General features: G+C 69.0%; 9 protein-coding genes and 1 pseudogene. 8 read left to right on the top strand and 2 right to left on the bottom strand.

Translation table 11 applies throughout. The annotated features are described in order from the left end of the window. The first annotated feature begins 953 nt into the window (after positions 1-953). From BSZ36_RS20215 to BSZ36_RS17515, 4 genes are all read left to right on the top strand, one after another. Entirely contained in the window at positions 954-1556 is a 603-nt protein-coding gene (locus BSZ36_RS20215; RefSeq protein ID WP_483880257.1) for a prepilin-type N-terminal cleavage/methylation domain-containing protein, read from the top strand. A 400-nt stretch (positions 1557-1956) separates the two neighbouring features. After that, positions 1957-3078, top strand: a complete 1122-nt coding sequence (locus BSZ36_RS17525; protein ID WP_179271278.1) for a type II secretion system F family protein — start codon at positions 1957-1959, stop codon at positions 3076-3078. Positions 3079-3283: 205 nt separating this feature from the next. Then, positions 3284-3607 (top strand): AbrB/MazE/SpoVT family DNA-binding domain-containing protein, encoded by a 324-nt coding sequence (locus BSZ36_RS17520; protein ID WP_094551702.1) that lies wholly within the window; start codon positions 3284-3286, stop codon positions 3605-3607. Next, positions 3604-4032: a type II toxin-antitoxin system VapC family toxin gene (locus BSZ36_RS17515; RefSeq protein WP_094551700.1), complete on the top strand. Its 429-nt coding sequence runs from the start codon at positions 3604-3606 to the stop codon at positions 4030-4032. Before BSZ36_RS17520 ends, BSZ36_RS17515 begins: the two co-directional genes overlap by 4 nt. A 55-nt stretch (positions 4033-4087) precedes the next feature. Here BSZ36_RS17515 and BSZ36_RS17510 read toward each other — a convergent pair whose 3' ends face one another. Further along, positions 4088-4363, bottom strand: a complete 276-nt coding sequence (locus tag BSZ36_RS17510; protein WP_094551698.1) for a helix-turn-helix domain-containing protein — start codon at positions 4361-4363, stop codon at positions 4088-4090. Between the two features lie 181 nt (positions 4364-4544). Here BSZ36_RS17510 and BSZ36_RS17505 point away from each other — a divergent pair, with 181 nt between their 5' ends. Then, positions 4545-4802 (top strand): hypothetical protein, encoded by a 258-nt coding sequence (locus BSZ36_RS17505; protein WP_143536975.1) that lies wholly within the window; start codon positions 4545-4547, stop codon positions 4800-4802. A 25-nt stretch (positions 4803-4827) separates the two neighbouring features. Here the strand turns inward: BSZ36_RS17505 and BSZ36_RS17500 are convergent, their stop codons facing one another. Beyond that, positions 4828-5313, bottom strand: coding sequence for a transposase (locus BSZ36_RS17500; RefSeq protein ID WP_179271277.1), 486 nt, complete (start codon positions 5311-5313; stop codon positions 4828-4830). A 536-nt stretch (positions 5314-5849) separates the two neighbouring features. On the opposite strand from BSZ36_RS17500, the gene BSZ36_RS17495 reads away from it, so the two are divergent. The 3 genes and pseudogenes from BSZ36_RS17495 to BSZ36_RS17485 form a co-directional block, all read left to right on the top strand. Continuing rightward, the gene (locus tag BSZ36_RS17495; RefSeq protein ID WP_179271276.1) at positions 5850-6836 is read left to right on the top strand and encodes a replication protein RepA; all 987 of its coding nucleotides are present in this window, start codon (positions 5850-5852) and stop codon (positions 6834-6836) included. Positions 6837-7278: 442 nt separating this feature from the next. Beyond that, positions 7279-7692, top strand: a complete 414-nt coding sequence (locus BSZ36_RS17490) for a hypothetical protein (RefSeq protein WP_094551690.1) — start codon at positions 7279-7281, stop codon at positions 7690-7692. A 765-nt stretch (positions 7693-8457) separates the two neighbouring features. Further along, a pseudogene (locus tag BSZ36_RS17485) lies at positions 8458-14063 on the top strand (hypothetical protein); the annotation flags it as partial.

Below are 14063 nucleotides of genomic sequence, written 5' to 3'. Positions count from 1 at the left end.
GACAGACTCGTTCGAGGTGCCCCTCGGGCCGCGCATCCGCTCGCGCGCGACCCTCGAACCCTTCGGGGTGTTTCTCCTCGTCAACGCCTCAGGCCAGACGGGCCGCGCGAGGTCCCAGGTCCGCTCGCTCATCGGTGCCCCGCCTGGCGAGGCGACCCGGTACGCCCTCGTCCTCGGTGACCCCTCCACCCCGCTCGTCCTCGCCGGTGATGCTGTCGTCGAGGGCACCATCCTCACCGGCCCCGCGGGCATCCAGTACGGCGACCTCCCACGCCGCCCCAATGCCCCTCGTCATGACGGAGCCGCAGAGACGACCACGACCGCGCGGCCCATTACCCTCCCGGTGGCGTCAGCGACGCAACAGCGACTCGAAGCCGTTCTCCACGGCGCTACCCCATCGTCCGATGGGGACTCGGCTCTCGTCCTCTCGTCCTTCGGCGACCTCACGATTCGTGCACGAGACCTACCCCGCTCCGACTCGCGCGACCTATGGATCGTCGCGGGCGGCGACGTCGACATCGTCGGGCCTCTCACGCTGCCTCCGTACGTGCGTATCGCCGCAGGTGGAGAGGTGAGACTGACAGGCCCCATCGCTGGAGGCCCTGCCCTCGCCTACGGCCGACAGTCCGCGACGACCCGAGGCGCCGTCACCGCGTCGCTCCATCTCCTCGCAGGGCGCTCGGTCCGGGTCGGTCCAGGTGCGGCGCTTCGCTACCCCTCCTCCGCCGTCGCTCTGGGCGTGGTAGACGCCGAGGTGGAAATCGGCGACGGATCCACGCTCGACGGCGTCGCCGCCTACGCTCCAGATGGTCCCGGCCGTGGAACGGTCGCGGTCTCGCCGCGCGCCCACGTACGAGGCGGCGTGTACAGCGCCGACCGTGCCGACATCCAAGGCACCATAACCGGCCCCACCGTCGTGTGGCAACTCCGCTTCTACGACTCCCCCGCTACCTATGTCAACTGGCTCCGCTCGGGGCGCTTCGACGCGCGTTCCCTTCCGCCCCGCGCCGTCCCGTTCGGCGTCGCCGCCCCCGGCACGGCTGTCGCCCTCACCGCCGACCGCCGCTCACTCCCCGACGACCCACAGTCTGAGCGATCCCGAGGCAGGCTTTACTCTGACCGAGGCCGCGGTCTCCCTCGCGCTTCTCGCCATCGCGCTCCTCCCGCTCGGCGCCGCGTTCTCGTGGTCCGTCGCCCGCGCCGACGGTCAGGACCGGACGGCCGCCCTCGCGCTCGCACAATCCATCACCGAAGAGGCTCGGTTCATGGCCGACTCTCTGCCTTACTCAGCTGCGCACGCGCCCTCAGAACTGAAAGACGGCTGGATCATCTCGACGGTGACCACGACACAAGGTCCTCTTCTCATTACGCACGTCCGCGTGTGGAAGGCGCCACGAGGCGCGGGGCGTACAGGGCTCTCCCCCAATGCCCCCCCCGGTACCCCACCCCTCGCCGACCTCTCGGCAGCCCGGCCGCTCAGTCCGACGCCGGCTTCTCTCTCGTCGAGCTCTCCGTCGGCGCCTCGCTCACCCTCCTCACCGTCTCGATCGCCGTAGCCATCGTCGTCACCCTCTCACAGCAGGCCGCCACGTGGCGCGACAACACCGAGCTCGCCTCCACCGCCGCGACCACGCTCGAGATGGTATCGGCGGACCTCATGGTATCGACGGAACTCCCGCTCACCCACCTCGGAGGCACTCGCCTCCATATCGCTACGCCAGACGACTCGGCCCGCACGGTCGAGTACCACCTGTCGGACGGCGTCCTCCTCCGCGAGGGCCGGAAGGTCAACGGACCGGGTGTTTCCATCGAAGGGCTGCGCTTCGCCCCCAGGGGCTCCTTTTGTACCGACGTGGCGCTCACGGTCGCGTCGGTGCGCACCCGATCGCGGCGACTCACCGTCGGTACAACGGCCTGCATCCGGGCATCGACTGCCAGCCTGGGCCCATCACACCCATGAGCAGACCCGTCATCGCGCTGCCGTCCGCTCGGGCCGTCGTCGCCACAGCCTCTAAGGTCGCCCCTCCCACCGCCTCATGGCGGCGTCGGCCATCACCGAAATCCGTCGCCGATTTCAGCCGAGGGCTCGCGGTCATGGTGACCGCCCGCCTCCCGATCACGGACGCCCTACGAACCCTTGAGGACCAATTCACCGGCACCCTCCAGGGGGCTGCCCGAGGCGTGCGAGAGGGGGTCGAGAGTGGAGCCGGGCTCGCGGCCAGTTTCGCCCGGTACCCGCTCGTGTTCGACCCGCTCTACGTTCAACTCGTGCGCGTCGGTGAAACGGCGGGCGTGCTCCCCGATGTGCTGAACCGCCTCGCAGGGTATCTCGAACGCGCCGCTGCCCTCCGTCGCCGCGTCCGCTTGGCCCTCGTCTACCCCGCCGTCGTGCTCGTCGTCGCGGGGGGAGCCGTCGGCTTCCTGCTCGCGTTCGTCGTCCCCACCTTCGCAGCCATGTTCGCCGACTTCGGCGCAGAGTTACCCGGTCCCACGCGGTTCGTCCTGGCCGCGAGCCAGGCCCTCATTACTGGAGGGCCTTGGCTCATCGCAGCGGGTATGGGCCTCGCCGTCGCGGGGCAGCGCTGGGCACGAACGCCTGCGGGAGATCGCACCATCGAGGGGCTCCTCCTACGCCTTCCTGTCCTCGGTCCCCTCCTACGAGGAGCCCTCATCGCGCGCTTCTGCCGCACCGTCGGCACGCTCGTGCGCGGCGGGGTCCCACTCGTCGAAGCCCTCGACCTCGCGGCAGGGCCAGGAGCCCCGCCCCGATCCGCCGATGCGGCGCAAGCCCTAGCTGACGGACTGAGGAAGGGAGGCCGACTCCGAGACTCTCTCCTCCGTGAGTCCCTCTTCCCTCCTCTCGTGATCCAACTCCTCTCCGCGGGGGAAGAAGCTGCTCGCTTGGACGACGTGCTCCTCATCCTCGCCGCCAAATACGAGGAGGAGACCGATGGGGCGGTCGACGCGCTCGCCGCCATCGTCGAGCCGGTGCTCATCGTCCTCCTCGGCCTCGTAGTCGGTGGAATCCTCGTCGCGATGTACCTGCCCATGTTCGACCTCGCGAGCACCGTCCACTAGCCGGGGCGATCGTCGGACGGAGCTCCAAGATGATCAGTACCGCTCCGTTTCCATAAGGCTGCGCTCATTCTCATGGGTCATATCTGACTTAGAAAAATCGGCTCGCGCCCGGTAAACCTCGCTCATCGGGCGCCAGGAAAGGAGGCACATCGAGACTAATTGCCAACGCGGCACGTACATTGCCAATCCAACCCCCGCCCGCGCCATGACCGTCACCATCGACAAGTTCGGCCGCGTCCTCATTCCCAAGCCGCTCCGCGACCGCCTCGGCCTGAGCGCCGGCGCCGAGATCTCGCTCGACGTCCACACCGGCGGCGACGGCGCGCCCTCGCTCGAGCTCCGCGCCGTGCCCGACGCGCCGCCGCTCGTTCGCAAGAACGGGCGCCTCGTCTACACCGGCGCCATCGACCCGCACGGCCAAGACATCGTGGCGTTTATCCGGGAGCAGCGCCTCGCGCGGACGGGCCACCTCGCCGGCGTGGACATCCCTGACGCCGACGACTCGGAAGCCGAGGGCCGGGACGCGTGAGGGTCCTCGCTGACACGTCCGTCCTCGTCCCTGGCCTCATCGAAGCGCACCCCCACCACGGGCGCGCGGCCCCGACTCTCGACCGCGCCGCCTCTGGCGAGATCGATCTCGTCGTCGCCGCGCACGCGCTCGCCGAGACCTACGCGACGCTCACGGCCCTGAGGCCCCGCCTCACGCCGACGGCCGTCCTCCGCCTGATTGAGGAGGGGGCGCTCCAGTTCGCCGAGGTCGTCCCGCTGGGCGCCGACGACTACCGCGCCGTGCTCGACCGGATGGCGGCCCTCGACCTGCTGAGCGGCGCCGTCTACGACGGGCTCCACGTCCGCGCGGCGGAGAAGGCCGGCGCCGACGAGCTGCGCACGTTCAACGACCGCGACTTCCGGCGGATGCCGCCCGAGGCTCCCTGCAGGCTCGTCGTCGTGTAGCATCGGCTCACGCCCACCAGAGACCGTTTGTCTCCAGAAGGCTTCTGGCGACCCGCTATCCCTCGCGCGACGCGCCGACTTCCGCTTCGACTTCCGTGCTGAACGTCCCGTAGGAGACGCCGAGCCCCTGCGCCAGCTGCCACAGCACCAGCCCCGACGCGTTCCGCCGCCCGGCCTCGATCGCGCGCACGTGGGTCACGTGAACCGCCGACGCCGCCTCCAGACGCTCCTGCGTCATCCCGACCGCTTCCCGCCGCCGACGGACGACCGTCCCCACCGCCTTGAGGAACAGGCGGTGGACGTCGGGATCCGTGGCTCGGGGGGGTGGCATCGGCGATGGGAGGTCGCCGAGCAGGTTCCGGGGAACGGCCGCCGCAGAACAGAGCGGATCCGCTCTGTAACGGTATGTAGGTCAGTGTGCACATTTATCCGCACCGGCGATGCCCACAGGACTTAAGCGTTTTCACTTGGGCATCATGGCCGTCCAAACCTGCTCACAGATCTCGACAGCCATGCGCCGCAGGCCCACCATCCGGGTGTTCCTCCACGAGCACCGCTACGTCGCCCGCTTCTCCTCCCCCGACGTCCTGAAGACGTTCGAGCAGGACACGCTCCCGACCGCCTACGCCGCCGGCGCGAACCCGCTCGACGTTCTGAGGAGCGTCGCGCGCGACAACCCCAGGGCCGAGGTGATCCTGGCCCCCTCCTCGTCCACGCGGCCCGACAGGCCCACGACCGAGGGACTCCGCGACCAGCCGACGACGAACTGACGCCGTGAGCTGGAAGGCCGTGCCTTTACTCCTCCGCCTTCGGCGACGCCGCTTTCGGCGTCCAGCGCTTCGGGATGTGACGCTCGAACGCGTCGCAGTCCGTCTCCGGGACGGGTACCGAGGTCACCATGTAGTCGCGGACGAACAAGCCGCCCGCGCTCTTGATGTGCGGAAACTCCTCGCGCAGCGGCCCCGACGCGGCCCGGCGAAGCTCGCGCACGATCTTGTGGGGCGACAGCGTCGGTGGGGCGTGGATGTGGATCGTGACCGTGGCCGGGTTCACGTCGATGGACTCGACGCCCAAGCCCATCCGCTCGGCCTCCAGTCTCAGCAGCTCCTTCAGCCTGGCCGCCGCAGCCGCGCCCTCGAACAGGGGCCGCCGCCGCCGCGTGACGAGCAGGACGTAGTAGGTCAGCGCGTGGACCGAGGGTCCGGTGCGCCGGTACGCGGGCGAGGCCCCGCTCGTCGGCTGGAAGCCGTCAGAGTCGGCGATGGGTTCGGACGTGGACACGACCAGGAAAGGATGGCTCAGAGGGGGGTCCGCGGGCCGCTCGCAGGGCGACACAACCTTGACCGTGTCGTAGCGCGAGCACTCTGTCGGCGGACTGACAAGCTAGACCTAGACGGCACCGCACGAGGGCGGAGACGGTGCACGCCCAGCCCACCCGCGACCAGGGCTCGCCTCCTCGATGCGCTCCTCGACCACACGCGCACCCCATCCATCACCGCCCCACCGAACACCCCAATCCTCAACCAGAGAGAATAGACGCCCTTTCGAAAGCGCAGAGCCGGCCCTCTTTGCAGAGAGAGCCGGCCCTACTTCATCCGAGTCACGACCGGGGTCCGGTGACGAATCGGCTGCACAGCCTCAAAGATAGGAGACTTAGAGGTTCGCTCGTTCGCTCACCGACGCTCGGCTGGCTCTCAGCCCGAGCCTCTATGAGCGAGACGCCCCACGCCAAGCCCTCCCCCGGTGACCGGACACCATCGCGGCCATCCAGAGCCGAACTGGCAGCCCAGACGCGCCGCGACAACCGCAACCGACGGGTGACCCACATCCTCTCGCAACGGCCCGAGGACGCCGGGGCCATCGCCATGAACCCGACGACGTTCGTGCAGGCGATGCTGCCTCACAAAGAGCGCTACCTCCTCGGCGCCGACGGCGAGCGCGTCACCATCCATGGCGTGGGTGGCAAGCCCCAACCGCTCCTGGCGACGACCTACGCCGCCACGAATGGCAGCTTTACGCTCACCATCCGCGCGGGGACGAAGCGCGGCCCGAACCACGTCCACCCCGAGGTGTCGCGTGGCATCCCGTTCGGCGGCCTGGCGCGGCTGCTGCTGTGCTACATCATCACCGAGGCCCAGATCAAGAAGCGGCGCACGATCGACCTCGGGACCACGCTGACGGACTTCTGCGAGCGCGTCGACATCACGCCGTCGGGCGGCGAGCACGGACGCATCGCCTACGTCATCGACCAGCTCCAACGCCTGTCGACGGCCGTCGTGGACTACCGCTGGGACACGTTCGAGGGACCGCACGCCCACCAGCGCGGCGAGAGCATCCTGTTCGTCGACAGCTACCACTTCTGGCACTGCGCGGCCACCCCTACGAGCGAGCCCGCCGACGGCGGGACGATCACGCTCTCGGACCGCTTCTGGCACGAGATCGTCGTCGGCTCCTGTTTCCCTATCGACTTCCGCAAGGCACAGCTCTTCCGCGCGCGGCCGACGGCGTACGACCTCTACCTGTGGCTCACGTACCGCCTGAGCGGACTCGAACGGACGGGTCGGCCCGAGGTCGTCGTGAACTACGACCAGCTCCACGCCCAGCTTGGCAGCCACTACAAGACCGACGAGCACGGCAAGCTCACCGCTTCGGCCAAGAAGAACTTCGGCTACAAGGTGCGCGACGCCATCCGCGCGATCGCGGCCGTCTGGCCCGAGCTCCACGTCGAGTTTCCCCGTGGCCGTGTCGTCGTCCGGTCCACGGGTCCTGACGTCCAGACCCGGCAGGCCAAAAGGGCGAAATAGAGACGACACCGACACACCGCCTTACGCCGCCTCTGAGGAGTGCCCCCAGGGACGGTGGCTTGCCGTGTCGAAGCGTCGCGGGCGATCTGTTTTACCTCCGCTCGGCCCCAGTCCGGGTCCGACAAGCAACAGAACCATTGTGAACGGTTGGCGAGGACCACCAACCGGTTAGGACGCCCATGAGCACGCTGCGCGCTGTTCACAGACCTCTCGGAACCGGCTGACAGCTCTCGACTCATCGGTGTCACGGCCTCACGACCGCCTCAGAGCCCAGATAAGGACGTTCGTGGTCGGTTACCGGACAATTCTACGCGTTTAATTGTCGGACCCCATGGTCTGCGTATCAGGCTGATCACATCTAGATAATGAAGTCACCGCCTCGATGGCGGCTCCTATTCGAGCGGTCTCCCGTATCGTGCGGTCAGCCACAACCGCTCCCAGCATGCCTGTCACAGGAGATACGCAAGGACTGCACGACGAGGTTCTCACACGCCTGAAGCGGATATCGAAGCGTCTCGGCAAAGACGTCGTGGTCACCTCCGGCAAGCGGCCGGGATCCCCGAGCGATAGTGCCCACAACTCTGGGATCGCGGCCGACGCGAGGGTCGATGGGCTGACATCCGTCGCGTTCGCCGACGAGTTGGTCAAAGAGGGCTTCACGGGGGTCGGGGAGTACTACACGGAGGGCGGCGCCGAGGAACGGTTCGCCCACGGCGATCTACGGGGCCTCCCGGCCGCGGCCAACGCCGGTCCCTACGCCCCCGGCGGCTCCAAGTCCAAGCCGCTCTGTTGGTACCGCGTCGGGACCGCATACACTTATGGCTCGCGAAAATCAGGCCACTCCTGCCCCCAATAGTCCCTCCATCGAGCCCGCTCTGACATGCCGTCTTACCCCCTCCTGGTTGGTTTCACGCGGGGCATCGAGGCTTATTCTCTTTCCTACGACTCTGACAAAGCCCAGTTTGTAGTAACACGGGAGGCAGCCGTAGAGTCGCTCGACGGGCTTGCTCTCCTCGCGCGTCCCGGCAGTCAGATCGATGATTCTAGGCCGCTCGTCTGGATCCCGATCGTCCCCGACGCGAGCACGTCGCTTCCCGCTGAAGTCGGCTCACCCATGCAGGACCTCGAGGTTCAGTTCAGAACTCGATGCGCGCTCCACAACGCGGGTTCTCTGAGATTCTCTGCCCGACTTGTGGGTGGTAGCTCCCCCGCTGACCCACCAGCACTAGACCAAGCGCGATGGGCGGGACTGGGAGAGAGAACATCCGTTCGGCTCGACCAATCCGTTTTCGAGTCCGAGTTTTCGTGGAGGTCTAATGCCTCTGGCGTGGCCGATCAAATCCATGCTAGTCGCTTCGTCCGAGAAGAGGTCGGTTTAGAGTTACCTGGCGTGTATGACTCGGGGAGGCCGGACTTGTCTATAGGCGTGAGCGACGGCCGGCTCAACTTCAATCTCTCCGCCACGGTACGGGAGGCAAAGATCGGCGCACGCCCGCGAGTCGCGTTTACGGCAAGATTTCCTCAGAGCCTGTCGGGGCTGAAAGCTCGGGGCGAAATCGGCATCGACTCGAAGCCGTTTAAGGTGCTCCTCCGTCAGCGAGCGGCACGCCCAACGGCTGACGTGCAGGGCCTGCCCCGATGGTTCGTGGATACGGACGTGCCCACATGGCAACTCGCGCGACCGAGGACGAGCAACCACCCTGCAACTCTGATTGATGGCGAACGACTTGCAGAGTGGATCAACCGCTACGTGAGCGAGCCGATGCTCCACTCATTGCGGACCGCGCGGGACGGGCACCCCCTGACCCTCCTCCCCGTCGTGGACAAGGCTTGGGCGTACGGCAAGGGGCACTGGGCCGCCACGTTCGCCATGGACGACCTCGGGCCGGCGCCCACGGCCCAGCTCCTCTACCTCTCCCCAGGCTACGGGGAGGGCGGCGGCCTCGCGGGGTACGCCGTGGCAGCCCGCTTCCCCGGGTTCCAGACGTCGGACGGAGACGGCCGCGGGCTACGACGCACCCTCTTCCTACACAACATCAACGACGCGAACGAGCCCGAGGACGGGCTGGACCTCCGGTTCGTCGAGCCCCACCTCCGGTTCGCGGTCTCGGAGGTGTCGGTCTCCCCTTCGTCACAGGACCCCCAGGAGGTCCGGCTGGGCGCCGTCGCCCTCCGCTTCGGCCCGGCCACAGACACGGTTTCCGATATTAGGAGGGGGGACCTCGCAGACTCCCCCGGCGCCCTGTACGTCCGGCGGTCGACGACCGGCGACGCCCGCTCGGGAGGGCCCGTCGTCCAGCGCCTCGACCTCCAACTCGGTCTCGACGGGCTCTCGCCCGGTGGACAGGACCCCGCCGCTGGCGACGAGTACGCGCGCGCCGAGGAGCGCTATGGGGAGGCCCGCTCCGACCCCCACGCCCCGTTCACGCGCGAGCCGCCCCTCATCCTTGAGCTGCCACCTCCCGCGGAGGGGGCAGAGCCGAAGCCTGCGACGGAGTCTCCCGGACGCGTCCGGGTCCAGGAGAGCGCCCTCTCCACGCTCTCCCAGACCGTCCGCCTGACGGTCAGCCGACCCGGGTCCCCCCCGCCCGGAGGTCCGGCCACCAAGTCCCTCCTGGTCCTCGACCGCGACCCCTTTCTCGTCGCCCAGGTCCGGTACAAGGACCCCCTCGGCGACGCGCGGTCAGACACCCTCGCGACCTACCACCCCACGAGCGGGTGGTCCTTCCGATTCGCCCCGTCCGGCATGGACCTCGTCCTCCAGACGCAGGCCGTCGGCGAGGCCATGGAGAAGCAGCGATCGGTCGAAGGGCTCGACCCCGACCTCGCGGAGAAGACGCCCGCCGCCTACCGCTTTGCCCCTCCCACCCGGCTCCGCATCCAGCCCGAGGGCGAGGCCCGTTGGAATCTCCGCCAGCTCCTCGAGAGTCCCGGTCAACGCGAGCCCGGCGTGCAGCTCCTCTCGGCGGTGTTCGAGATGTTCTACGGCATGACGGGGCGCATCGAGCGTGACGACCTGTGGCTCGCGGAAATCGGGGCGTGGATGGGGTCGCTACCTGCGGAGATCGGCCCCGCACCCCTCACCCTGACCCCCGGCCAGGCCGCCCGGTGGGACCGCGCAGCCGAGCGGTGGAGGCGGTGGCACCCCCTCCACCGGGGACGCCTGGCGCTCCTCGAGCCCCGGCGCCTCGGCCAGGGCGCGGCCCCGCTCTATATCAGGGAAGGGGTGTCCTACTCGCTGCGGCCGAACGCCCGCCTCCGGCTCCCCGTCTCTACGTCGAACCCGGAGCGCCGGGTCCCCCACGTCCCGCCCGACACGTACCGGGCCGCCCCGGAGACCACGGTCAACCCCGGTCCTCCACTCCCCGGCGGCTTCGCCTGGCCCTTCGAGTCTCTCAATCTCTACGACCGCCTCTGGCAGGCCGGCACGTCCGACACCGGCGAGCTCCACAGCGCGGCGTTCTCGGCCTTGGGCGGGTGGGGCGATCAGGTCGCCACCTTCGCCGACGGGCTCTTCCGCATCTCGTCCTCGACTACCATGGGTCGGACCCACGAGGTCACCCTCGAGGTGTTCGGCCGCATCAGCGTCGGGTGGCACCGCGCCAAGCTCGTCATCGTCTACGAGCGAACCGTCGCGCCCACCGTCCAGTTCGCCGAGGTCCAGGACACGCTCCTCGGGCGCCCCGCGCTCCGGAAGGTCCGCGAGTACGTCGAGATCCTGGAGCCCGAGCGCTCGTTCCGGGACGAGGGCGGACCGGAGGCCAACGCAGGCCCGGTCGTCGGGATGCGGTTCCATCGAGACCAGCGCCAGATCAACGTCTCGTCGGCGTGGGGCGAGGACGTGGGCTCGCCGGGCGGCCCGGCCACCGAGGCCATCGGGTTCAAGGTCCCCCTGTGGAGGCCCGATGCCACCCCCGCCTCGGTTTACCCCCGCCCGCACATCTCAATCCTCTGCGCGCTAGCAAAGGACGGCGAGCCGGCCCCCGTGACCCTCGCGGAGCCCGAGAAGCTGTACTTCTACACCAGCACTCGGGTGAATCAGCCCTCGGACCCCCACCTCTGGCCCGCCGTCCAGGGCATCGACTACGCGTGGCCGACGCGCGGGGCCATGGAGCCCTCGGATATTCCTGCACACTGGAAGAGGGGAGTCGTCGAGCCCGAGGGAGCGCCCGACCCCGACCCCCCCGCGAAGGGGGGACTCGGCCCTTTCACGTTCCGCCTTGATCCGCTCCCTGAGCCCATCGACGTCGTCGCGGGGCGGGCGGCGGAGGCGGTCGGCGCCCGCCTCCGCAACGTGACACTCATGCGGGGGACCTCCTCCCCCCCGAAGCGTCTTCGCGAAGGGGCCTCCAGTATCGAGGAGACGTTCTTGGACTACCGGGACCGGGTGCGAACGGAGTGGTCCGAGATCGTCGAGGATCTCCGACTGGCGGAGTCTATCCCCCTGGGGAGTAAGGAGGTCGAGAAGTACGTCGAGCGTCTCCGAAAGCGGGTACGCCGTATCCCCTTCAGAACCCTTGGCGACAAACTCCTCGAGATTCCCCTCCCGTCCCAGGGCGAGGTTTGTGGGGCGGTCGAGTCCCAGGCCCGTCGGTCCCTGGCCCCCTTGGCCGTGCTGGCCCGCTCGGCCGAGAACCAGATCCTCGGAGCCATCGCGTCTCTCACCGAAGGGACTATCCCGCAGAAAGAGACCTTCCTAGAAGGCCTCGACGGTCTCCTCGCCCGCATCAGCTGGCTCCAAGAGCAGCTTGAGTCCGAGGCGTCGTCCCCGCTCCGGCGGGCAGTCGACTTCTTCTCGGAGCAGAGCAGGGACGCCCTCGGCCGACTCCGTCCGGGCTTCGGACCGCTCAAGGACGCCATCAAGGATCTTACCACCGCAGCCGACGGCGCTCTCGCGGCGTGGACGCGCGCCCGTGCCCAGCTAGGGACGCTCGTTGGCGGTGCGGAAAGCGCTCTCGCCGAGATCGAGGGGGCCATCGACGGGGCGGCTCGAGTGTTCACGGGAGGCCTGTACAGCACGCCTTCCGAGACGGTAAGGCGCGCGACTCGGGCGGTACGCTCCAAGCTGAGAGGCTTCGAGCGCTCCAAGGCTTTCGTCGACGTCGAGGAGGCCGTCCGAGCGGGCAAGGAGGTCACCTCCGTGATGACCGAGGCCGCTGTCGATGCAATCGAGGCGACCGATGAGGAGGTCGAGGCCTTGATCGGTACCGTCGATACCACCGTGGCCGAGACCGCGCGAATGCTCAAGAGCGGCGTCGTAAGCACTGTGGAGCAGCCTCTCAAGAAGGCCCTGAGAGACGTCCTGTCTGAGATCCAAACGGACGTAGGAACCATCCGGGATAGCATTGACGACGAGTCGGATTCACTCAAGAGGGCGCTCAGCACGCTCCGGAAGCTGGGCGATGACCTCGCGAAGCGGATGCGGGAGGACACCGAAGCGACGATCGATGCCGCGGTTGCAACCGCGCGGGGTCAATGTGAGCAGCTCGTGCCATCCGAGGAGGACGTAAAGAAGGCCATCCAGGATGCGCTCGGCGAGAAACCCGGCGCCTACCTAGAGGGGTGGCTCGACGACGCGCTCGCGGTCGTGCCCGCACCCGACCAGCTCTCGCGACGGCTGGCGACGCTCGGGAAGGAGGTCGACACCCTCATCGACCGCCTCGAGGCACAGGCGGCGCACAAGGCCGGCAGCCTCCTCAAGGAGATCGCCGCCCCCGTCCTCGCCCCCGCCGACGCCGCCCTCCGCACAGTCCGGGCGTTTGGGGAGCTGCCCCGCCTCCCCTCGCTCCGGTTTCAGCTCCCCGACCCGGACGTCCCCCCGGAGCTGGCGCGGGTCGCCTACTACTACCACGCCCTGGGCGACGCGGGCCGGGCCCTCGCAGTCCGGCCGGAGACGACCCTCACCCCCATCCTCGCCCAGCTCGACACCCAGGCCCGGGACGCCCTCCAGGCCGTCGGGAGCCGCCTCCCCATCGCCTCGCTCACCGAGCGCCTCGTCCCGATCGACCTCGAGGCCTTCGACCTCAACCAGATCTTCCCGTCCTTCGCCGGGCTCCGTCTCGAGGACCTCTTCCCCGCCCTCCGCCTCCCCCTCGGGGCCTCGGACCGGATCCGCGTGGCCCACGGGGTCGACCCCGACTCCCGGAAGGCGTGGGTCCAGGTCGGCGTCGACGAGCGGATCGGCGGCGGGGCCGAGGTCTTCTCGCTCGCCGGGTTCGGCCTCCACCTCCGCTCGGCCCGTTTCCAGGCGGAGTCGCGCTTCGAGGTTGAAGCCGGCCGCCCAGGCCGCTCGGTCGTCACGGCCGACATTCAGGGCACCTGGGAGGTCCAGATGGGCGGCACCACCCTCGTCGAGTTCCTAGACACCACGCTCCGCCTCCGCGACGAGCGCCTCTCTTTCGACATCCGGCCGGATCGCGTCCGGCTCCCGGGCCCCCTCCAGTTCCTCTCCGACCTCATCCGGGGGTTCTCGCGCTCGGAGGACGGCGTCACGCTCCGGGTCACCCCGACCGGCGCCGAGGCCACCCTCGCCCTCCCGCTCCCCGACGTCTCCGCCGGGTCGTTCGCTCTCTCCAACCTCTCCCTGGGCGCCCACTTCGGGCTCGACGTCGCGGGCGCCTTCGTCGTGCGAGGCGGCGTCAACCTCGCCTCACCGCAGGCCCCCTTCACGCTCGTCGTCGGCGCGCTCGGGGGAGCGGGGTGGTTCGTCTCCACCTTCGAGTACACCCCGGAGTCGAAGCAGCTCGCGGCCTCGGTCGACGTCGGCATCATGGCGGCGGCGGCGGTCGAGGTTCGCCTCGGTCCCATCTCAGGCGGCGTCCAGATCTACTTCGGCATCACGGCCCGGTACGCCGTCGAGCCCGGCCGCGCGTCCCGCCTCCGGCTCGCCCTCGTCCTCCGCGTCGTCGGGCGCGTCTCCATCCTCGGTATAGCCACGGCCCACCTCGAGATCGGGCTCACTGCGGAGTACTCGAGCGACGGCGCCCTCGTCGGGCGCGGATACGTCAGCGTCAAGATCAAGATCTGCTGGTGCTTCACCCTCCGCGTCCGGTCCACCGTCCGCTACACCTTCCGCAAGGGGAAGGGCGCCCCAGATCGCCGGACACTGAAACGAGGGGGGGCCACCGTGCCCAATGCGTTGGAGCGGGGGGGCGATGCGGACCTCGCGCGGACGCTCGCGACACATGACACCGCGCCTCCCCTCCCGGACACCGACCCGGCCCCCAC

It is taken from the genome of Rubricoccus marinus (assembly GCF_002257665.1).
Classification (GTDB): Bacteria; Bacteroidota; Rhodothermia; order Rhodothermales; family Rubricoccaceae; genus Rubricoccus; species Rubricoccus marinus.
This window is presented reverse-complemented; position numbering and strand designations above follow the sequence as displayed.